This window comes from Rheinheimera gaetbuli (assembly GCF_054781935.1).
On the sequence record NZ_BAAGTL010000008.1, the window covers coordinates 438,618 to 458,940 of the forward strand.

The window sequence follows — 20,323 nt, forward strand, 5'->3', positions numbered from 1 at the left end:
CTTGCAGCAAATTATCTACACCATAAAAATGCTTGATTTACATTCAAATGGCGGCCTAGACTCGAGCTAATTTTGCGACATGCAGGGTTTGCAACACCGCAACTAGCGGGTTCTGATCCTTTTGAATAAGCTACTAGTTAAGTTTTAAGGTGAAGTGCGGAAATTTCGATGCTGTATATATTAGGCGGTCTACCCGCTACAGGAAAAACTGAAATCTCGAAGTATCTTGCCGCTTCTTTGAATGCAGCTTATATTCGCATTGATACCATTGAGCAACGGTTAAGAGAGCAAGGTTTTAGGAACCTCTATGATGAGGGCTACCAAATAGCTTTTTTACTTGCTTTGGATAACCTCAAAAATGGTATTTCTGTCGTCGCTGATTCGACAAATCCAGTGAAAGAATCAAGGGATGCTTGGGTAAATGTAGCTAAGCAGGCTCAAAGCTCATTCACAGAAATAGAGATCATTTGCTCAGATAAACAAGAACACAAAAAGCGCGTCGAAACGCGGAATACTGATATTCCAAACCTTTTGCTGCCAGATTGGGAAAGCGTAACCTCAAGGGAATATCAAAAATGGCTATCGCCAGATATCGTCTTAGATACCGCAAGGAAAACTCCTGAGCAAAGTAAACATGAGCTTATCCAAATACTGCGTAGTGGCTATAAAACATAACAAGGCGTCATAAATAAAACCACTCGCGGGCCACAGCGCTCACGTTTTTCTATGCGTTTGGTATTGCAGTGGCACACTATACGGGAGCCATGTAGTGGCTGTTGTCGCACATTTACGTTGGCAGCCTGCGCTAGCGTCGCAGCCGCATGGCAAAACCCAAGCCCGCCATTAGCAGCACTAACAGCATAATACCAACCACCACCATATCGCGCCCCTCACGGCCTAGCAGTGGTTGCAACAGGCCCCATTTATGCACAAACGAAAAGCTGTAGCGCTCAACACGGCTGGCCTGGCTTTGCTGCTCAATTAACTGGCCGCTTACGGCATCGACAAATAGCCGGCCGCCGGGGTAGTCAAACTGCCATACCGGCAGGCGCTTATTGCGAAAATCGTAGTCCGGGCCAAAACGGCTGATTAGCGTTTGATTACTAAGCTGCTCTGCTGGCAGGCCGGTAAACTTTTCAGCCAGTAGATGAGCATAGCGCCTGTCGTCCAGCGCCGGGGCGTTATGAGTCAGGGCTAAAAACCGGGCGCCTTGCTCGCTTTGCTGGCCGTTAAAACGGCTGTGTCGATCAGCCTGTTGTTGGGAGTTAAATTCAGATAGTCGCCAATACCAGTGGCCGGCAGCGGCCTGAACTAAACTGGCGCTGTTATACAACACCCGGCTATCCAGCTGTTGTTGCAGGTTAAGCGTGGCCGGCAGCGGCTGGCTGGCCGGCAGGGTTAAACCGCTGTTGGCCGTAGCCAGTTGTTTATAAGTAAAGTGATAGATGCCGCTTAGCAGATACAACAGCACCGGCAGCGCCAGCAGCCAGGACAGCGCATAATGCCAGCGGCGCAGGCCACGGCGGCGGGCGCCAAAAGGCAGTTTCAGCAACAGCCAGACGCCGCTTAGCACCAGTAGCAGCGCACTGCCAAGCAGTATGGTCATAATGATAATTTTCAACGTGGGTGTGCTATCCAGCCACTGCCAGCTGTGCAGCTGACGAAATACCGCCTGTACTGTGGTTTTATATGGGTTGGTAATGCCGGCCATGCTCAGGCTCTCGGTGTGAATGTATAAGCTAAGGCCGTTTTGGTAATCCACCTGGTACACCGGCAGCAGGCGGTTAACTGACGGGTAGGCATTGTTATACGCTGTTAGCAGCGCAATGGCGCTAACCTCTGTATCCGGCAGGCCACTGTAGTGACTGCTTAGCCAAACTGCGACATCTTTATCGTCTGGCGCGTCGCTGCCATCCAGTGTCAGATAGCGGCGCGGCGAACTGAGATCGGCGGTTAACTGGATCAGCGCTGTATCACGATAGGGCACCAGCTTTACCAGCGCTTGCGATGGCAGCGCGGCGTTATTCAACTGCTGCATAGCCCGCTGTAACGTGGTGCCGTCAAGCTGCAGCGCCGGTGGGCGCATGGTTACCGCTTGCGGCCCGGTCCAACTCATTATTGGGTGGGTTATACCGGTCAGAGCAAAAATCAGCAGGGTGGCGCCACCAAGCCATAACAGCAGGCGGTGCCATTTTACCAGGGTAAAGGTTTTCATAGTTGCCCCTTAAAAGCTGACTGTGGCACTGACAAATACACTGCGCGGCATACCCGGCCGGTATTCGACGGCGCTGGAACCGACCTGATTACTGGTATAGGTCGAGTAGGTTTTATCGCTAATGTTCATCAAACGTGCGGCAAAACTTAAGCGGTCGTTCAGTTGATACCGAGCGCGCAGGTGCCATAAGTCATGGCCGGGGTAGGTATTAGTATTGGTTTCGTCGGTAAAATAGCGGCCGACCTTTTGCCATTCCAGCTCCAGCCAGAGGCCATCCAGGTACTGTGGCTGGTAGCTCAGGCTGCTTTGCCACAGCTCTTTTGGCGCCTTGCCGACATCAAAACCGGCAAAGTTGCGGGTTTCTGACAGCGGCGGTACACAAGCCGGTGGAAAACAGCTAAACAGATACTGAAAGTTTTTATACTTTTGCCGGGTATAAGTCCCGCTGGTCTGCCACTGTAATTCATCACTCAGTGCCAGTTGCAGTGTCATTTCAACACCACGGTGGCTGGTTTCACCGGCATTGGTCACTTTGCGCGTATTGCCGTCGATGTAGGTCACCACATCATCTTTTATGGTCAGATCGTACCAGCTTGCATCAAGCCTGAGCCGCCCGAACTGGCTACGCCAGCCCAGTTCGTGGTTTACCGCTGTTACCGGCTCAAGTTCAGTGGTGTCACTGCTGCTGCCGGGGCGGAATACCTGGCCAACAGACGGCACCCTGAATGCATGGCGCCGGTTAGCATATAGCTGCTGGTTGTCGGTAAATTTCCACACGATACCGGCTTTGGGGCTAAGCTGGCGGTAGCTTACCTTTTGCGACTCTGGCCGTAACCAGCTGCTGCGGCCTACTTGTTGTGGCACATCCTCTGGCAGCAAGTCGGTGTAATCCACGCTGAAATAGTCATAGCGCGCGCCCAGGCTGATAATCAGTTGCTGGGTGGCAAACCACTGCAGCTGGGCATAGGGTGAAAGCACCGTCTGGTCGGCGTCATAGTGGTAGTTGGTGCGCCCGGTCAGGGCGTAATCGGTGTAAATATCGCCGTCGCGGTTTACGCTAATTTGTTGCTCAGCAAAGTTGGCCGGGGTGTAGTCAATATCCAGCCCGGCTGTCCAGTTAAACTGGCTGCTTAGTTGCTGGCTGTACTGCGCCAGTAAACCATAGGATTTAAACCGGGTTTGCTGCAGTACCGGGTCGTAGCTTAGCATCCAGCTTGGCATCAGATCGGAGCGGTTATCACGAAAAAACGGCGTTAGCATCAACTCACTGGTGTCTGACAGCTGATGACGCAACTCGGCCGACAACCGCAGTGCCTGCACATCGCGTGCGCCCATTTCGCCATGATAGTAATTACGCTGTGGGTTTTGTGTGAAGTCAGCAAACGACAAGCCTGATGTGCCGCTTTGCTCTACCTTGCCAAAGCTCAGCAGGGTTTTAAGGCGGGTGTGCTCACCCAGTTCACTATCAAGGCGCAGGTTAGTGGAAAAACGCTGGTAATCGGCCTGTTCGCGCGCGCCATCACTTTGCGTGCTGTTAAGCTGCCAGAAGGCACTGTGCTTGTCGGCCACAGGCCCGCTGACACTGAGCAAACCACGTTGCCAGCCGTCGCTGCCAAGTTCTGCCTGTAGCCGGCCGCCAAACTGCGGTGCAGGCTCAGGCGTTAAAATATTAAAAATGCCGCCTATGGCATCGCTGCCGTACAGCGCCGAGCCCGGGCCTTTGGTCACCTCTACCCGGCCGGCGTTGGGGATATCAATTTCATACAGGCCATTATGATTAAAAAAGCCGGTTGGCCGCGTTGGCAGGCCGTCTTCTAAAAACAGATAAACACCGCCGGTTGTAATAGGCTGGCGTATGGCGGTCATATGGCCTTCACCGCCTAAATCATTAACATGCACTCCGGAAACGCGGTTTAACAGCTCTGCCGGGTGGCCGGGGCTGACGTTTTGAATAGTGGCTTCATCCAGCACCGACACGGCTTCGGCCAGATTAGCCAACGCCTGCGCCTGACGGCTGCTGGTGACCACCATTACTTCAATATCACTTGCTGTGGTTGCTTCTGCGGTGACAGTGGCAGGGGTAATAAGTACAGGCAGGCCAAGCACAGCCAGTGTGAGTGTATTTAATTTCATGCGCGCAACTTTGTTAGTTAATTGATTTTACTCAACTAAGGTAACAAATGCCGGCGCAGCAGTGGATGCGACATATTGTCGCAGTAGTGTTGAGTTAGCTGCTGGCAGTGACTGTCCGCATGTTTTTGTTATGTTATAACAAAATACTTATTGCAAATGATAGTGGTTAGCATTAGCATCTTGTGTGATATGTTGAAGGAGCCAAGCTATGCAAGCTGATATTCACCCACAGTACCGTAAAGTGTTGTTTCATGATGTGTCTGTTGATGCCTGGTTTTTGGTAGGCTCTACCATTAAAACCGAACGTACTAAAACTTGGCAGGACGGACAAACCTATCCTTATGTAGTATTAGATGTGTCCAGTGCCTCCCACCCGTTTTATACCGGCAAACAAAAACAGGTTAGCACTGATGGCCGGATGGCCAGCTTTGGTAAAAAGTTTGGTCGCTTTGTCAACAAAGGGGCTGACGAATGAAAGTGCTGTCGTCATTAAAGTCGGCGAAAAACCGCCATCCGGATTGCCAGATCGTCAAGCGGCGCGGCAAGCTGTATGTAATTTGTAAAACCAACCCGCGTTTTAAAGCGCGCCAGCGCTAGTTGTTGACAGAAGTATCAGCCAGATGGCTGATACTTCTGCGATGTTACTGCCGCAATGCTTTACCTGCTAGCGCAAATTCACTGTTCTCAGCCCACTGTGGCCATTGTGCAGAGTTCGCCAGTTGCTCAATCACCAGATAATGCAGCTGGGTATCTTGCAATATGGCACTCATTTCCCAATCGGGGCTAAAGGTATCGTCCGGGGTGTGGTAACGTCCCTGAGTGGTACTGAGCGCCGCTTCGCCGACAGTAGTCCCGCCAATAATGGCATCGGTACCCGGCCCCATAAACAAACCCGGAACACCCACCTGAGCAAAGGCAAATTGATCAGAACGGTAAAAGAAGCCTTTTTCTACATCCGGATTCCCGGCAACAGTACGTTGTTGCTTAGCAGCTTTTTGACGCACCACATCATCAAGCTCTGACTGACCCAAGCCAATAATCCAGACATCTTTAGTAGCGGCAACCGGCAGCAGCGCATCAATATTAATGTTCGCCACAGTTTGCTGCAGCGGCACTATAGGATTAGCCGCATAGTATTTGGTGCCCAGTAAGCCAGACTCTTCTAAGGTCACCACTAAAAACAGCACTGAACGCTCAAAACCGCCTTGCTGCTGCGCTTTCTCAGCAATGGCCAATAAGGCAGCGATACCGCCCGCATTATCAATAGCACCGTTGTATATATCAGTACCGCCCTGTGCATTGGTTACCGCACCCAGATGATCCCAGTGCGCGGTGACAACAATCCATTCATCCGGTTTGCTGTTACCTTTGATGCTGGCCACCACGTTATCTGAGGTGCCTGTAACAACCTCGGTAGTTACACTGGCGCTGAACTTAATTTCAGGCAGCGAGCTAGCGCTAAAGCCATTTTGGTGAGCTTGTTGTTTTAACTGGTAAAAATCCTGACCGGCCTTGGCAAAGAGCGCTTCAGCCCCGGCTGTTGATAGCCAGCCAACGATAGGGGTTTTCGGATTGGCGTTATCGGCCAGATCGAACTGTGCGCGCTGACCAAAACTGGTTTGCACCACATTAAATCCATAACCGGCCGCTGCAGTATCGTGTACGATCAGGCAAGCAGCTGCTTGCTGGCGGGCACATTCTTCATACTTATAAGTCCAGCGGCCATAGTAGGTCATCTCCGGGCCTTTAAACTGACCGGGGTCTTTACTGGCAAACCCCGGATCATTCACCAGCACCACTACAGTTTTGCCACGTGCATCAATATTGGCGTAGTCATTCCAGTTACACTCAGGCGCCACCACGCCGTAGCCGGCGAAGACGACTTCTGTATTATTGATGGCGACCTCGGCTTGCCCGGTGCGCGAACTTAACACGATATCTTCACCCACCGCTGGCTGCCATTGCTGTTCACCTTGAGTGAACAAGGCTTGTGGCGTACCCTGGGTGGTCATTTGCATAAATGGCACTGCCTGGGTGTAACTGCCAGCATTTGCAGGCTGTAAACCCAGCTGGCTGAAGGTGTTGCTAAGATATTCTACGGTTTTGGTTTCACCGATAGCGCCTGGTTGGCGGCCCATAAACTCATCACTTGCCAGAGTTTGAATATGTGGAACTAACGCCTTGGCGCTAAATTCTGGCAGGGTACTGTCAGAGGTTTGTGGTTCAGTGTTGTCACTGCAACCGCTTAGCAGCAAGTAGCTTAAGCAGACACTGAGTAAAACAGTGTGTTTCATACGTTTTCCTTATTGTTATTGTGAGCAAAAATAAAAGCTTTACCGGCAGGGCTGCCCAGAACTTCATCACTGTGCATCACGGTTTCACCGGCAATAACGGTGGCGATGGGCCAGCCGGTTACGGTTTTGCCATCATAGGGCGTCCACTGTACTTTGCTGGCAATCCAGTTGTTGCTGATAGTGCGTTTGGCGTTTAAATCAACCAGGGTTAAATCTGCATCGTAACCCACGGCCAACCTGCCTTTCCCCTTAAGACCAAAAATGCGGGCCGGATTACTGCAGGTTAAATCGACCAGCCGCTGCAAGCTTAACCGGCCGGCAGCAACGTGGTCTAACATGGTTGGCAGTAAGGTTTGTACCCCGGTCATGCCGCTGGGTGAGCTGGGGTAAGGTTTGGCTTTTTCTTCCAGCGTGTGCGGCGCATGGTCGCTGCCAATAATATCGACAGTGCCGTCTTTAATGCCTTGCCACAGCGCCCGCTGATGCTGTTTGTCACGCACCGGCGGGTTCATTTGTGCCAGGCTGCCAAGGCGTTCGTAGCAGTCAGGTGCATGCATGGTTAAATGATGCGGCGTCACTTCAACCGTTACCCGGTGTTTAAAGGCAGCCAAATAAGCTATTTCTTCTGCCGTAGAAATATGCAGCAGGTGCAAAGGGCGGCCGGTTTGCTCTGCCAACGCAACAATACGTTGGGTTGCCAGCAGCGCACTTTGCGCATCCCGCCAGATAGGGTGGTTACGCACATCCTTGGCGGTCAGTGGCTGGCGCTCACGTAAACGGGCTTCATCTTCAGCATGAATGGCTACCCGGCGTGCGCCGTTTTGCAGAATTTGCCGCAGTAAATCGTCTTGTTCGGCCAGTAAATCGCCAAAAGAGCTGCCCATAAATACTTTGATACCGGCGCAGCCGGGCAGCATTTCCAGCTTTGCCAGATGTGCCAGGTTGGCCGCGCTGCCACCAATGTAAAAGGCATAGTTGCAGAAGCTGCTGGCAGCGGCGATGGTCAGCTTGGCCTGCAAATCATCGCCGGTTAATGTTAGCGGGTTGGTATTAGGCATTTCAAAGAAGCCGGTTACGCCGCCCAGTACTGCACCCTTGCTGCCATGATAAATATCTTCTTTATGGGTAAGGCCGGGTTCACGAAAATGCACCTGGGTATCTATAACGCCGGGCAGCAGATGCAGGCCTCTGGCGTCGAGTGTTTTATCGGCTTGCCAGCCGCTGCAACCTATGGCGGCAATTTTGCCATTTAGCAGGGCGATATCTGCCTGCACAATGCCCGCTGGTGTTACCAGGCTGGCATGACGAATAAGGGTATGGGCGTGCTTACGCTGGATCTGCAGCAAAAATTCAGTGTTATCCATTGGTATTGGCCTTAAAGGCGACGCTGGCGACGGCATCGTGCGGGTGCAGGCTTTCATGGTGGGCAACATCAAGGCTAAAAGCGGCGTAATGCGGGCTTAGCGCTGCATGTAAGCGCCTGGCGGCGTCTTCAACAAACATCAGGTTGGCGCCATTTAAGCGGGCAAATTCCTGTTCGTCAGCGCGTTTAACCGCCGTTTGCAGCGGTGTGGCCAGAGCCTGCTCGGCGCGCTCGATCAAGGGCAAAATGCCGAAATCCTGCTGTGCCGGGCTAAGAGTAACGCTAAGCCGTGCCGTGCTGCGCTGGCTGTGTGGTGTTGCCAGGCTGGCGTGTTGCAGCAACCACCGGCTGACTTGCCCGGTATCGACAGCGGGTTGTAAGGCAAACTGCTTTGAAAACTGCTCACTAAGCAGCTGCCGGCTTAAGGTGGCCGAGCAGGGGCAGGTAGAGGAGTAGCCAATATCGAGGCTCAGTGCTGCGCTCAGTTTGTCGCCGTTTAAGCAAGCATCCAGTGTCAACGGATAAGCTTTAAAACCAGCCAGCCCTTCGGTTTTCAATGCCGGGCGGCGTAATAAAAGCTGGCTGCTTAAGCGCAAGGCCGCAGTGCTGCTGCCACATTCCTGCTGGCTGTATAACAGCGTATTAAGCAAACTATGTATAGTGGCAGGGCTAACCGACTCTGCTTGTGCCCATTGGTACAGGTGTTGGTAAAGTCTGGACATATGAATGCCCTTTCGATCTGATCTTGGCAGGTTAACGCTGATGTCTGCTTTTACCGCCAGAGGCTGCTGCGGTAAATCAGCCAGTGTCAGGATTAAATCTATCTGTTGCATTCCCACTTTATCCAGCGCTATGGCAAAGGCCGGGCTGGCCGCATGGGCGGTATCTGCTGGCGCAGAACAAGGCATTGGAGGCTTCCTTAAATCAGATTTCGGTTGAATCACAGCAGTGTTTACAAAGGCCGTGCAGTTCAATATGCAGATCTTTGGTTTGAAAAGCCGCCCCGGGGGGCTGCAACATGGGCCTTGCTATGCTGACCGGTAGCTGATGCTTTTCTATCTGCTGGCAGCTGTCACAAATCAGAATCTGCCAAAAACAGTGCTGTTGGCCATCGATATATAAAAATTTGTTAATAGTGCGCAGATGCAGCACGCACTGCATTTGCAACAAAAAATCCAGTGCCCGGTAAGCCGCCATCGGGTGCAGGTTAACAGCATATTCCTGCGCCATAGCGGCGATCACCTCGTAGGCCGACATGGCGGTATTTTTTCCCTGCAATAACGCCATCACCTGCTTGCGGTTTTTTGTCATCGATGGTCGCCGTTGTAAAGCGGACTGGGCTACACAGTAATGCGTCTTCATCTGTTGGTTACATCGGGTCCAGCGTCAGCAGCACCCGGGGCGTGTCAGATGCCGGGGAGCGGTGCACTATGGCATTTTGTTCATTGCCCTCCCAGCCGGAGCCTTTGAGTAACGTCACAGAAAATGTCCTGGCTTGTGCCGGCTTGCCATCTGTATCCAGCCACTCAGTGCCGGGGCCAAGGTAAGTGGCTACCAGGCGGCATACCAGATGATCGGTATGAAACTTCGGGCACATGGGTTTGCTCAGGGTTTCCAGCCGCAGGCCCAGCTGTTGGCAGTCCATTAAGCAGCTGAACATTTGGCACAATAAGGCGATATCAGCCAAAAAGGCGTCTTTACCCGGCGCATCGGGCAGGGCAAAGCCAATATCGTTTTGCACGGTATCAGCGCTGACAATACGCTTTAGCGGCATGGCTAAGCTAAGCGTCCGGCAATAATCTGCGATGGCCGCATCGTGGCTACGCTGCCAACTGACTAAATTGACCTCGTCAGCAAAAATACCGGTCAGTATCTGCTGGTTGGCGTTAACCAGCTGGCGGGTTTGTGGTTTAAATTCAGTAAATGACAAGGCACTCATGCTGCTTGCTCCTGCACAAACTGGCTAGGGAAATGTCGCCATTGCTGCTCACCTTGTGCTAGCTCGTCCTCTGTCAGCAGGCAGGCTTCGAGCTGGGCCAGCATGGCGGTTTTATCCAGTTGCTGGCCAATAAACACCAGCTCCTGACGCCTGTCGCCAAAGGGCTCGGCCCAGCTTTGCATAATGGCCTCTTGCAGTTCTGGCTCTTGTGGCCAGTCTGCAGCGGGTACGGCCTGCCAAAATAAACCGGCCATATTGTAGCGGGCCATGCCGCCGGCCTGATGCCACAGCCAGGCGTATTCGGGCGTACTGGCCAGCCAGAAATAACCTTTAGAGCGCAGCAGGCGGCCGGTGGGCCAGTCCTGATGTAAAAAGGCATGAAAACGCGCCGGGTGAAACGGCTTGCGGGCGCTAAAAGCAAAGCTGCTGATACCGTATTCCTCTGTTTCGGGCTTATGCTCACCGCGTAGCTCAGCCAGCCAGCCGGGCGCTTGTTGCGCCTGCTCAAAGTTAAATAAGCCGGTATTCAGTATTTGGCTTAACTCAACTTTGCCGTTGTCAGCATGAATAATACGGGCGCTGCTGTTTAAGCTACGTAAAATGGCGCTAAGACGTTGTAACTTCTCTGCGCTGACCAAATCGGCTTTGCTAACTACCAATACATCGCAAAACTCCACTTGTTCAATCAACAAATCAGCAACGCTGCGCTCGTCGTCATCGCCCAGGCTTTCGCCACGTTTACTTAAATCCTGCGCGGCTTCAAAGTCCGCAAGAAAATTTACCGCATCCACTACCGTTACCAGCGTATCTAATCTGGCAATATCAGCCAGGCTTTGGCCGTCTTCTTGCTCAAAAGTAAAGGTTTCCGCAATCGGCAGCGGCTCGGAAATGCCGGTTGATTCAATCAGCAAATAATCAAAACGGCCGGCTTTGGCCAGTTTGCCTACTTCCAGCAGTAAATCTTCGCGCAAGGTGCAGCAAATGCAACCGTTGCTCATTTCTACCAGTTTTTCTTCGGCGCGGTTCAGGCTTACCTCTTTATTAAGCTGGGTAGCGTCGATATTGACGTCACTCATATCGTTCACAATAACCGCCACGCGCAAACCGTCGCGGTTATGCAGTACGTGGTTAAGCAGGGTGGTTTTACCGGCGCCTAAAAAGCCGGATAACACTGTTACCGGTAAGCGTTTGTCTGATGCAATGTTAGTTGGCAGCATGTTGGGGCCCTTGCAGCTTATGCAGTAGTTTACGGTTGTACAAATGGGCGCTGATAAGCAGCACGCCGCCGCTTAGTGATAGCGCGGTTTCGGCTTCATGTGGTGCAAACAGTGCTGCCACCAACACTAAAAAACCGGCTAATCCCAGCGCAAAAGGGGCTTTACGCTGGTGTACACACCAGCCGCCCGGCAAGCTCCAGGCCAGTAACACACTGATAGGTAACAGCATCAGATAATGAAACCATTCTGAACTGAATATGCCCAGCAACAGGCCGGAGCTACCCAATGCCAGCAGTATTGGCGTGGCCAGGCAATGCACTACACATAAACCGGACAGGGCAGCGGCAATGATATCTTTCATAAAACCTCACAGAGTGTTGTGTAGCAGGGTTATTTGCTGTTTGGCGCTGTAACGTACCGGCATTATCTCTCGGCAAGCATTGCAGTGTCGGCACAAAATGTTATAACATAACAATATTCGAAATATGTTATAACGTAACACTTGAGTCGTCAAATGCGTCTGCAAGGGTGTTTCAGTTTAATCGCAGCATGGAGTAATAATGTTTAAACCGACTCTGTTAACCGCGGCAGTTTTTGCTGCTTTAACATCAACGGCTTATGCCGACAGCATTAAAGGTACCGTTACAGACGCTGCTGGTAAGCCGGTAGCGAATGCCCGCGTGCAGCTAATGGGTACTAACGGCGAAACTCGCACTGATGACAGCGGCCGTTTTGTGTTGGCCACGGTAAATGCAGGTGAAGCCGAGCTGCATATAGAAGCCGCTCGTTTTGCTCACCGTAATGTGCATTTAGACGTACCTGCCGCCGGGCTGGAAAACCTTAGCGTGGTGCTGCTCTCTACCACCATTGAAACTATTGACGTTAAAGCCAGCCCCTTTCATGCCTCGGCGACCGAATCTGCACTACCGGTAAACGTATTAGCCGGTGATGCACTGAAAATGCGCCAGGCGGCCACGCTTGGTGACACGCTGAAAAATGAAGTCGGCGTGCACTCAAACTTCCATGGTGGCGTGGCAAGCAGCCCGATTATCCGTGGCTTAGATGGCCCGCGCGTACTGATCACACAAAATGGCCTGGATGCCGGTGATGCCTCACGCGTTGGCCCGGATCACAGCGTGTCGGCAGAAGCCAGCACTGCCACCCAAATTGAAGTGTTGCGTGGCCCGGCAACGTTATTTTACGGCAGCGGCGCTATTGGCGGTGTTGTTAACGTGGTGGATGAACGTATTCCTACCGATAACAGCACCCGTGCTGAATGGCTGTTACAACGTGAGTCAGTTAACAATGAGAAATTGGCTGCGGGCTCTTTAGTCACCGGTACCGGCAATATTGCCCTGTATGCTGATGGTTTCTGGCGTGACAATGACAGTTATAGCATACCCGGCTTCGCCGAAGCTGCGCCGGATGCCGATGCGGTAAAAGGCAAGGTAGATAATACTGCCGCTAAGGCGAAAGGCTTTACCTTAGGCAGCAGCTATTTGCTGGACAACGGCTATGTCGGTTTATCTTACGGCCGTTTAGACCGTGAATATGGCATTCCCGGCCACTCGCATGGCGGGCATGAAGCACATGATGCTCATGCTGATGACGCTGAAGAACATGCTGACGAAGACGTGTTTGCCGATCTTACCCAGCATCGGGTGCAGCTACTGAGTGAGCTGAGTTTTGCAACAGGGCTGATCCGGGCGGTAAATACCCGGTTCGCGTTTACCGACTATGAGCATGCCGAGATTGAAGCGGGCATAGTGGGTACGACATTCAGCAATCAAAGCTCAGAAGCGCGCGTTGAAGTATTGCACCGGACATATCAGGGATGGCGCGGTGGCTTAAGCCTGCACTACAAGCACAGTGATTTTGATGCCATAGGCGAGGAAGCCTTTACTCCACCTTCAGAGACACAAATGTTAGCGCTTGGCTGGATGGAAGAGCGCCACTTTGGCCCCTGGCTGGTGCAACTGGGCGCCCGTATCGAGCGGGTAACCATTGATGCCTCTGATGTGCTGCTACCTGATATCGGCGCGCATGGCGACGAGGGGCATGAAGGCCATGACCATGAGCATGACCACGGCCATGATGCAGAGGTTATCCGCGTATTTGATGTCAGCCAGAAGTTCACGCCTTACAGCGTATCTGCCGGTGCTGTGTGGGATTTTGCCGAAGGTTATAACCTGGGGTTGTCAATGTCTCGTTCACAGCGTGCGCCCTCTGCATCTGAGTTACTGTCATTTGGCCCGCATATTGGCACAGCTGCCTATGAAGTTGGGGCGCTGTTTGTGCTGCACGATGATGAGTTTGTGTTAAATACCCAACCGATAGAACTGGAAGTGGCAAATAACCTGGATATTACGCTGCGTAAATTCAGCGGTAATACCGGTTTTGTCTTAAACGCCTTCTATAACCAGGTAGATAACTACTACTACCAGCAAAACACCGGGTTGTTTGCCGGAGATGGCCATGATCATGGCGGCGAGCATGACCACGGGGCCGAGCATGATCACAGCGGTGAATTACCGGTCTATCTGTTTACTGCTGCTGATGTCACGCTGCACGGTTTTGAAGCGCAATATGTCTGGCAGATTAATGATCCGTTCAAATTAACCCTGCAGGGCGATTATATCCGTGCCCGCTTAAATGGCGGTGGTGACTTACCCCGTACGCCGCCACTGCGTTTTTCTGCAGAGCTAGCCTATGAGCAGGATGCAATAAGTGCGGATTTACGCGCCACCCGCTACATGAAGCAAGACAAAACTGCAGCGCTGGAAACCACTACCGACGGCTATACCCTGCTTGATGCCAGCATCAGCTACCGCTTTAACCTGGGCTCTTCGCAGCTTACTGCCTACCTTAAAGGGCAGAATCTGACAGATGAAGAAGTCAGAGTTCACACCTCATTTTTAAAAGACAAAACACCACTGCCGGGGCGTTCGTTGGCACTGGGTGTGCGTGGCAGCTTCTGATTTTTTGCCGCAGGTACTCTGGTTCCTGGCCTGCGGCAGCTTTTTATTTTATACGGAGATTTTATGTTACAACCCCAACTAAAACCAAAATTAACGCTTGTTGCGTTGTTAATCGCCTCGTCAATGTTAACCGCCTGTGGCGATAGCACCACCAACATCGTGGAAAAAGACCCGATAGCGGTGGATGATGACCACGATCATGGCGATGATCATGACCACGACCACGATGAAATCAGCACGGCCGGCCGGTTGGTGATTTCAGCGAAAGATTCTAATTTAGTTTCGGTTTATGAACTGGAAGATGGCAGCCTGCTGGATACCTTTGCGGTGGCCGATACGCCATCGGCGTTAGCGGCCTCACCGGCTAAGCGCTACGCTTTAGTGGTTCAGCGTACTACCGACAGGGTAGAATTTATTGATGGTGGCTTGTTTCAGGAAGATCATGTTGATCACCTGCATCCCTACCAGCAAGCGCCGGCGCTGACCAATTTTGTACTAAGCGACAGCCGGCCAACGCATATTACCAGTACCGACAGCCAACTGGCGGTGTTTTTTGACGGTGATGCTGCAAGCTCTACCCCTGCGGCGGTAGCAATGATTACCGAGGCGGATATTACTACCGATAGCAATGGCTACCCGGTGCTTAACTACAGCATTAATATGCATGGTGCGGCCCAGGCGCGCGGCGAGTACTTAGTGTCAACCGTTCGTGATGCCAATAGCGCCTCTACCTTGCCGGATAAAGTGGCTGTTTATCATGCCCATGGTGATCACTTTGATGAAGAGCTGGTATTTGACGAGCTGTGCCCTGGCTTGCATGGCAGCGCCCAGAACGAACATTTTATCGCCTTTGGTTGTACCGATGGCGTCTTGTTAATTGAACAGGACGGCGCTAATTTTACTGCTGCCAAATTGGCTAACACCGACGATTTTACCGGCACTATGCGAATCGGTACTCTGGTAGGCGCAGAACACGCTGAGCATTTTGTTGGCTTTGCAGGTAGCGGTATGTTTGCTATTCACGCTCATGACGGCGAAATGGAGCTAATAGACTGGCAGCCGGCAGCTGGTGCTGCAGTGACAGGTTATGGCTTTGCTGATGATGGTGAAAAGTTTGTCTTGTTGGATAATCAGGGTTACTTAACCATTCTTAATTATCATGGCCATGAGCATGAGGGCACAGCTGAGCCAGCGTTTGAGTTTGCCGCCAAAGTGCAGCTTACCACCGCAGATGTTAGCACTATGCCAAGCGGCAGCCGCTTTGAGCTGGCGATATCAGCCAGTGACGACAAGGTGTATGTACTTAATCCGATCGACCGTAGTTTAGTAACAGTAGATCTGGCGGATGCCGAAGTGGTAGCAACTAAGCAGTTGAACTTTATGCCACACAAACTGGTGTGGTTAGGTATTGCAGAGCCGGCAGAAGCACACGATCACTAAATCTTGCAAAGCTAGTTGTTTACCCAAAGGCCGTTAATTGCAGTTAACGGCTTTTTTATTAGATTAAGCGCAATCTCGTTGAGAATTATTCGTATTTATGCTTATATGGCGTATCTTTTTGACTTTTAAATATCCGTCAGGAGTCTGGCTATGAAATCAGGTAAGGCGATAGGCTTAGTGGGCGCAGCGCTAGTGGCTGCAATGGGCAATATAGCGGCAGCGCACGCTAGCGAGGTTAATGTTTATTCTGCCCGGCAGGAGGAACTGATAAAACCTCTGTTGGATAAATTTAGTGCCAGCACAGGCATTAAAGTGAATTTGATTACCGGCAAGCCGGATGAGCTGATTAGCCGCATGGTGAGCGAGGGGCGCAATAGTCCGGCTGACATATTAATTAGTACGGATGTAGGCCGTTTATACCGCGCTAAACAGCAAGGTGTGCTGCAAGCGATAACGTCTGACGTGTTAACTAACACTATTCCGACAGAAATGCGAGACCCGGCCGGTTTATGGTTTGGTTTAACGATGCGGGCAAGACCAATCCTGTATGTACCTGGCAAGGTAAAACCCGAGCAACTGTCTACCTATGAAGATTTAGCCAGCCCAAAATGGCGGGGCCGCATTTGTATCCGTTCATCAGACAACATCTATAACCAATCGATGACGGCCAGTATTATTGCCCATGATGGTGCAGCAAAAGCTGAAAGTTGGGCCAAAGGCCTGGTGGCTAACTTTGCTATGCCACCCAAGGGCGGTGATCGCGACCAGATTAAAGCGGCTGCAGCAGGTGTTTGTGATATTGCTATCGCCAATACTTACTACTTAGGCGGTATGCTGGCTGATCCGAAAGAGAAAGCGGCAGCAGAAAAAGTGCAGGTATTTTGGCCCAATCAAGACGGTCGCGGTGCACATATTAATATTTCCGGCGCCGGTGTAGCCAAATATGCGCCAAATAAAACGCAAGCGATTAAGCTGCTGGAATATATGACCACCGCAGATGCGCAGCAATGGTATGCTGAAACTAACCACGAATACCCGGTACGGTCAGGCGTAAAAGCCAGCGTTATTTTACAAGGTTTTGGTGAATTTAAGGCAGACCAGTTACAATTGGACAAATTAGGCGAACTAAACGCGGAAGCTATTCGGGTAATGGACCGCGCTGGCTGGAAGTAATGTTTGAAATCAATTAGTTGTACTGAGTTGTGCGCCAGATGAAGTCAGGTTGGACCGATATCTGGCGCTGGAGTGTTTTGTTACCTGCCGCCGTGCTGGCGTTGCCGGTGCTGATTATTTTTGCCAGCCTGCTATCGCCACAAACCGAGATCTGGTTGCATTTGCGCCAGACCGTATTGGCCGACTATGTCACTAATTCACTGCTATTAGCCTTCGGTACCGGTTTTGGTGCATTATTAGTGGGTACAGGTACCGCCTGGTTGGTTACCCAGTATCAGTTTGTTGGCCGGCGTTATGTCGAATGGCTATTACTGTTACCGCTGGCGATGCCCGCCTATATTATTGCCTACACCTATACCGGTATGCTGGATTTTGCCGGCCCGCTGCAAAGCCTGCTACGCGAGCTTACCGGCTGGCGTTACGGCGACTACTGGTTTCCACAGATCCGCTCTTTGACTGGCGCCATTTTGATGCTGACGCTGGTACTCTATCCCTATGTATATATGTTAGCGCGTACGGCATTTCGTGAGCAGTCTTTATCGTTGCTGGAGGCCAGCCGCACGCTGGGCTTAACGCCGCGGCAGCATTTTTGGAAGGTTGCATTACCCCTTGCCAGGCCAGCCATTATTACTGGCACAGCGTTGGCGATGATGGAAGCTTTTGCCGATTACGGTACGGTGCAGTACTTTGGCATTCCCACTTTTACTACCGGTATTTTTCGTACCTGGTTTGGTATGGGCAGCCAGGCCGCCGCCGCGCAACTGGCTGCGCTGTTAACCGGTTTTGTGCTGTTGCTGCTGCTTTTAGAACAGTGGTCGCGGCGTAAAATCCGTTATTATTATCAGGGCCAGCGCTCACACAATGTTGTTATGCGATCGCTAAGCATGCCGAAGCAATGGTTATTACTTTTGCTGTGCTTGTTGCCGTTGCTGTTTGGCTTTTTGATCCCCGCCGCACAATTGCTTAGCTGGGCGTTAAGTAATTACAAGGTGACATTAAATGCTCAGTTTGCCACTCTGGTATGGAACAGTTTTAAACTGGCGGCTATGGCAGCATTGATATCGGTGCTATTAGCATTGTTATTTGCCTACGGTAAACGCTTACGCCACGATGTTTTGGTGCGGGCGCCGGTGCGGCTGGCGGCGTTGGGTTATGCTGTGCCGGGTACTGTCATCGCCATTGGCGTCATGTTGCCGCTGGCCTGGCTGGATGGCCAGATTGATCTTGCTGCCGAGCGCTGGTTTGGCGTTCGTACCGGGCTTATTTTCTCCGGTAGTTTATTTGCATTATTAATGGCTTACAGTGTTCGGTTTCTGGCGGTATCGTTGCACAGTGTTGAGGCTGGGCTGGCGCGGATAAAGCCCAGTATGGATAATGCCGCCCGTTCGCTGGGTTATACGCCGTCACAGGTGCTGCGCAAAGTGCATGTGCCGCTGCTGCGAGGTAGTGTGCTTACGGCGTTACTACTGGTCTTTGTCGATGTATTAAAAGAGCTACCAGCCACGTTATTACTAAGGCCGTTTAACTTTAATACGCTGGCCGTGCGTACTTACGAGCTGGCATCTGACGAGCGGCTGGCCGATGCAGCCTTGCCGGCACTGGCCATAGTGTTGGTGAGTTTATTGCCGGTAATACTGCTGGCGCGTTCGGTTGAATCACGTGTAAAAGGACCTTCCTGATGCTGGAATTACAACAGGTAGCGGTGGCTTATGCTGGCCATATCGTGGTGAAAGACATCAGTTTGTCATTAGCGCAGGGCCAGATTGGCTGTTTAGTCGGTCCGTCGGGCTGCGGTAAAACCACGTTGCTACGAGCTATTGCTGGTTTTGAAGCGGTAGCGCAGGGTAGCATCAGTTTGCAGCAACAATTAGTCAGTAGCTGCACAGTACAACAAGTACCGGAGCTGCGCCATGTAGGCATGGTATTTCAGGATTTCGCCTTATTTCCACATCTGACAGTGGCAGACAATATTGCTTTTGGTCTGCGCGGGTTAACTAAAGCCAGTAAGTTAGTTAAAGTGAGACAGTTATTGCAGCTGGTGGGCTTGCCGGATTTAGGTCAGCGTTATATTCATCAGTTATCTGGCGGCCAGCAACAGCGGGTCGCGCTGGCGCGTGCTTTGGCCCCCGAGCCTAAGGTATTGTTACTTGATGAGCCTTTTTCCAGCCTGGACACTGAACTGCGCGAGGGCTTAGCGCGTGAGATCCGCCAGATATTGCAGCAGTTGCATATTACCGCGGTGCTGGTTACCCACGACCAAAACGAAGCCTTTGCTATGGCCGATATGATCGGCGTTATGCAGCATGGTCGGTTGCAACAATGGGCTACGCCTTATGAGCTATACCATAAACCGGCAAACCGTTTTGTTGCCGACTTTATTGGCCGTGGCGTATTGTTACCAGGCAAGGTGCTGGAGGGGCAGCAGGTAGCAACAAATCTGGGTATTTTTCAGCAACGTTACAGTGCAGATTTAACGGTAGGTGACAGTGTTGATGTGTTGATCCGGCCGGATGATATCGTGCATGACGACAACAGCGGTGTTACCGCCCAAGTGGTCGACAAAGCTTTTCGTGGCTCACATATTTTGTATCAGCTGCAACTGCAAACCGGTGAGCAGGTGCATTGTCTGGCACTTAGCCACCATAACCATGCTATCGGCGAGCAAATTGGCATCCGGCTTGATTTAGACCACTTAGTGTTATTCCCGCGCTTTTAATTTGCTGCTGGCAACAAGGTATCAAGGATTTGCTGATATTGACCGGACTGACGTAACTCACTCAGGCCGGTATTAAACTGCTGCATAAGATATTCAGAGCGCGGGTCTTGTTTTGATAGCAATAGGTACATCGGCCGTTGTTCCAGCGCCGGTGTCAGCCAGTCCAGTTGTTCAACATACTGCGGCAACTTATTTTCCAGCAGATACAGGCCATTTAGTTTATCGGCCGGTACTAAATCTACCCGGCCTTTGGCCAGCATAAAAAACGCTTGTTCATCGGTGGCTACCTGCACCAGATTAGGCTGGCTTTGCATTAAGCCCTGCGGTTGCAAATAGCCTTGTATCAACGCCAATCGCAAGCCTTGCGCTGCTAAATCGGTATAGTCGTGATACGCAATGGCTTTGTGCTTACGTTTAAAAAACACAATCTGGTTGGCGTACAACGGCTGCGAGTAGTAAAAGTGCTGTGCCCGCTCATCGTCATACCAGGCTGCAACCAGACCAATATAATCAGCTTGCTGGCTTTGGCGTAATGCACGGGCAAAGGGCATAAACTCTAGTTTTATATCAATGCCCTGCAGTAAAAATGCCTGACGCACCACCTCGCTAACTGCACCTTGCTGCGGTAAATCTGCGGCATAATGTGGGTAATAGTTACTGCTGGCCAGCAGCAATGTCTCGCTATGCAATGGTAAAGGGCGGAGCAGGCTAACACCCAGCAACATAAGTGCTAAAACTACCTTCATCTGATCTCCACTGGCTAATTTGTCCCGCTAAGTGTGGCACAAGGTTATGGAGTTGCTAACTGTAATTAACATAAATATGAAAAAGGCGACTCGCTGTGTCGCCTTTTTT

At 51.5% G+C, this 20,323-nt stretch carries 18 protein-coding genes; 8 read left to right on the forward strand and 10 right to left on the reverse strand.

The genetic code is table 11. The features are described from left to right. Positions 1-168 precede the first annotated feature (168 nt). Complete coding sequence (locus ACYVIC_RS08915; protein WP_460859171.1) at positions 169-675, forward strand: AAA family ATPase; 507 nt, start codon at positions 169-171, stop codon at positions 673-675. Positions 676-805: 130 nt separating this feature from the next. Here ACYVIC_RS08915 and ACYVIC_RS08920 read toward each other — a convergent pair whose 3' ends face one another. Next, entirely contained in the window at positions 806-2,215 is a 1,410-nt protein-coding gene (locus tag ACYVIC_RS08920) for a hypothetical protein (protein WP_460859173.1), read from the reverse strand. A 9-nt stretch (positions 2,216-2,224) separates the two neighbouring features. Next, positions 2,225-4,348 carry a TonB-dependent receptor gene (locus ACYVIC_RS08925; protein WP_460859175.1) on the reverse strand — a complete coding sequence of 708 codons (2,124 nt, stop codon included), beginning with the start codon at positions 4,346-4,348 and terminating at the stop codon, positions 2,225-2,227. A gap of 208 nt (positions 4,349-4,556) precedes the next feature. Here ACYVIC_RS08925 and ACYVIC_RS08930 point away from each other — a divergent pair, with 208 nt between their 5' ends. Together ACYVIC_RS08930 and ykgO are read left to right on the forward strand one after the other, a co-directional pair. Continuing rightward, a complete protein-coding gene (locus tag ACYVIC_RS08930) occupies positions 4,557-4,823 on the forward strand; it encodes a type B 50S ribosomal protein L31 (RefSeq protein WP_460859176.1) in 267 nt (88 codons plus the stop codon). Further along, entirely contained in the window at positions 4,820-4,945 is a 126-nt protein-coding gene (ykgO, locus tag ACYVIC_RS08935; protein WP_460859178.1) for a type B 50S ribosomal protein L36, read from the forward strand. Before ACYVIC_RS08930 ends, ykgO begins: the two co-directional genes overlap by 4 nt. A 44-nt stretch (positions 4,946-4,989) precedes the next feature. Here the strand turns inward: ykgO and ACYVIC_RS08940 are convergent, their stop codons facing one another. Genes ACYVIC_RS08940 through ACYVIC_RS08970 form a run of 7 tightly spaced genes read right to left on the reverse strand, consistent with a single transcriptional unit; the run spans position 4,990 to position 11,522 of the window. Beyond that, positions 4,990-6,642, reverse strand: a complete 1,653-nt coding sequence (locus tag ACYVIC_RS08940; protein WP_460859180.1) for a M28 family peptidase — start codon at positions 6,640-6,642, stop codon at positions 4,990-4,992. Continuing rightward, the gene (locus tag ACYVIC_RS08945) at positions 6,639-8,006 is read right to left on the reverse strand and encodes a dihydroorotase (protein WP_460859181.1); all 1,368 of its coding nucleotides are present in this window, start codon (positions 8,004-8,006) and stop codon (positions 6,639-6,641) included. Before ACYVIC_RS08945 ends, ACYVIC_RS08940 begins: the two co-directional genes overlap by 4 nt. Next, entirely contained in the window at positions 7,999-8,913 is a 915-nt protein-coding gene (folE2, locus tag ACYVIC_RS08950) for a GTP cyclohydrolase FolE2 (protein WP_460859183.1), read from the reverse strand. Before folE2 ends, ACYVIC_RS08945 begins: the two co-directional genes overlap by 8 nt. 16 nt (positions 8,914-8,929) lie before the next feature. Further along, positions 8,930-9,316 carry a transcriptional repressor gene (locus tag ACYVIC_RS08955; protein WP_460859184.1) on the reverse strand — a complete coding sequence of 129 codons (387 nt, stop codon included), beginning with the start codon at positions 9,314-9,316 and terminating at the stop codon, positions 8,930-8,932. A 58-nt stretch (positions 9,317-9,374) separates the two neighbouring features. Next, the gene (locus ACYVIC_RS08960) at positions 9,375-9,944 is read right to left on the reverse strand and encodes a DUF1826 domain-containing protein (RefSeq protein ID WP_460859186.1); all 570 of its coding nucleotides are present in this window, start codon (positions 9,942-9,944) and stop codon (positions 9,375-9,377) included. Next, complete coding sequence (gene zigA, locus ACYVIC_RS08965) at positions 9,941-11,161, reverse strand: zinc metallochaperone GTPase ZigA (protein ID WP_460859187.1); 1,221 nt, start codon at positions 11,159-11,161, stop codon at positions 9,941-9,943. Before zigA ends, ACYVIC_RS08960 begins: the two co-directional genes overlap by 4 nt. After that, positions 11,148-11,522: a MerC domain-containing protein gene (locus tag ACYVIC_RS08970; RefSeq protein WP_460859188.1), complete on the reverse strand. Its 375-nt coding sequence runs from the start codon at positions 11,520-11,522 to the stop codon at positions 11,148-11,150. Before ACYVIC_RS08970 ends, zigA begins: the two co-directional genes overlap by 14 nt. Before the next feature lie 199 nt (positions 11,523-11,721). Between ACYVIC_RS08970 and ACYVIC_RS08975 the strand changes: the two genes are divergently transcribed. The 5 genes from ACYVIC_RS08975 (at position 11,722) to ACYVIC_RS08995 (ending at position 19,468) form a co-directional block, all read left to right on the forward strand. Further along, entirely contained in the window at positions 11,722-14,139 is a 2,418-nt protein-coding gene (locus tag ACYVIC_RS08975; protein ID WP_460859190.1) for a TonB-dependent receptor, read from the forward strand. A 63-nt stretch (positions 14,140-14,202) separates the two neighbouring features. Continuing rightward, positions 14,203-15,579 (forward strand): 5-methyltetrahydrofolate--homocysteine methyltransferase, encoded by a 1,377-nt coding sequence (locus ACYVIC_RS08980; RefSeq protein WP_460859192.1) that lies wholly within the window; start codon positions 14,203-14,205, stop codon positions 15,577-15,579. 150 nt (positions 15,580-15,729) lie between these two features. Next, complete coding sequence (locus ACYVIC_RS08985) at positions 15,730-16,752, forward strand: Fe(3+) ABC transporter substrate-binding protein (RefSeq protein ID WP_460859196.1); 1,023 nt, start codon at positions 15,730-15,732, stop codon at positions 16,750-16,752. 38 nt (positions 16,753-16,790) lie between these two features. Further along, positions 16,791-18,431 (forward strand): ABC transporter permease, encoded by a 1,641-nt coding sequence (locus ACYVIC_RS08990; protein WP_460859198.1) that lies wholly within the window; start codon positions 16,791-16,793, stop codon positions 18,429-18,431. After that, positions 18,431-19,468 (forward strand): ABC transporter ATP-binding protein, encoded by a 1,038-nt coding sequence (locus ACYVIC_RS08995; protein WP_460859200.1) that lies wholly within the window; start codon positions 18,431-18,433, stop codon positions 19,466-19,468. Before ACYVIC_RS08990 ends, ACYVIC_RS08995 begins: the two co-directional genes overlap by 1 nt. On the opposite strand, the gene ACYVIC_RS09000 is transcribed toward ACYVIC_RS08995, so the two are convergent. Continuing rightward, positions 19,465-20,214 carry a substrate-binding periplasmic protein gene (locus ACYVIC_RS09000; protein ID WP_460859203.1) on the reverse strand — a complete coding sequence of 250 codons (750 nt, stop codon included), beginning with the start codon at positions 20,212-20,214 and terminating at the stop codon, positions 19,465-19,467. The genes ACYVIC_RS08995 and ACYVIC_RS09000 overlap by 4 nt on opposite strands. Positions 20,215-20,323 lie beyond the last annotated feature (109 nt).

Coding starts and splice junctions, on each gene's coding strand:
- ACYVIC_RS08920 (WP_460859173.1), bottom strand. CDS start 2,215: ATGAAAACCTTTACCCTGGTAAAATGGCACCGCCTGCTGTTATGGCTT.
- ACYVIC_RS08930 (WP_460859176.1), top strand. CDS start 4,557: ATGCAAGCTGATATTCACCCACAGTACCGTAAAGTGTTGTTTCATGAT.
- ACYVIC_RS08970 (WP_460859188.1), bottom strand. CDS start 11,522: ATGAAAGATATCATTGCCGCTGCCCTGTCCGGTTTATGTGTAGTGCAT.
- ACYVIC_RS08960 (WP_460859186.1), bottom strand. CDS start 9,944: ATGAGTGCCTTGTCATTTACTGAATTTAAACCACAAACCCGCCAGCTG.
- ACYVIC_RS08995 (WP_460859200.1), top strand. CDS start 18,431: ATGCTGGAATTACAACAGGTAGCGGTGGCTTATGCTGGCCATATCGTG.
- ACYVIC_RS09000 (WP_460859203.1), bottom strand. CDS start 20,214: ATGAAGGTAGTTTTAGCACTTATGTTGCTGGGTGTTAGCCTGCTCCGC.
- ACYVIC_RS08985 (WP_460859196.1), top strand. CDS start 15,730: ATGAAATCAGGTAAGGCGATAGGCTTAGTGGGCGCAGCGCTAGTGGCT.
- ACYVIC_RS08940 (WP_460859180.1), bottom strand. CDS start 6,642: ATGAAACACACTGTTTTACTCAGTGTCTGCTTAAGCTACTTGCTGCTA.
- ACYVIC_RS08915 (WP_460859171.1), top strand. CDS start 169: ATGCTGTATATATTAGGCGGTCTACCCGCTACAGGAAAAACTGAAATC.
- zigA (WP_460859187.1), bottom strand. CDS start 11,161: ATGCTGCCAACTAACATTGCATCAGACAAACGCTTACCGGTAACAGTG.
- ACYVIC_RS08975 (WP_460859190.1), top strand. CDS start 11,722: ATGTTTAAACCGACTCTGTTAACCGCGGCAGTTTTTGCTGCTTTAACA.
- ACYVIC_RS08945 (WP_460859181.1), bottom strand. CDS start 8,006: ATGGATAACACTGAATTTTTGCTGCAGATCCAGCGTAAGCACGCCCAT.
- ACYVIC_RS08990 (WP_460859198.1), top strand. CDS start 16,791: ATGAAGTCAGGTTGGACCGATATCTGGCGCTGGAGTGTTTTGTTACCT.
- ykgO (WP_460859178.1), top strand. CDS start 4,820: ATGAAAGTGCTGTCGTCATTAAAGTCGGCGAAAAACCGCCATCCGGAT.
- ACYVIC_RS08980 (WP_460859192.1), top strand. CDS start 14,203: ATGTTACAACCCCAACTAAAACCAAAATTAACGCTTGTTGCGTTGTTA.
- folE2 (WP_460859183.1), bottom strand. CDS start 8,913: ATGCCTTGTTCTGCGCCAGCAGATACCGCCCATGCGGCCAGCCCGGCC.
- ACYVIC_RS08925 (WP_460859175.1), bottom strand. CDS start 4,348: ATGAAATTAAATACACTCACACTGGCTGTGCTTGGCCTGCCTGTACTT.
- ACYVIC_RS08955 (WP_460859184.1), bottom strand. CDS start 9,316: ATGACAAAAAACCGCAAGCAGGTGATGGCGTTATTGCAGGGAAAAAAT.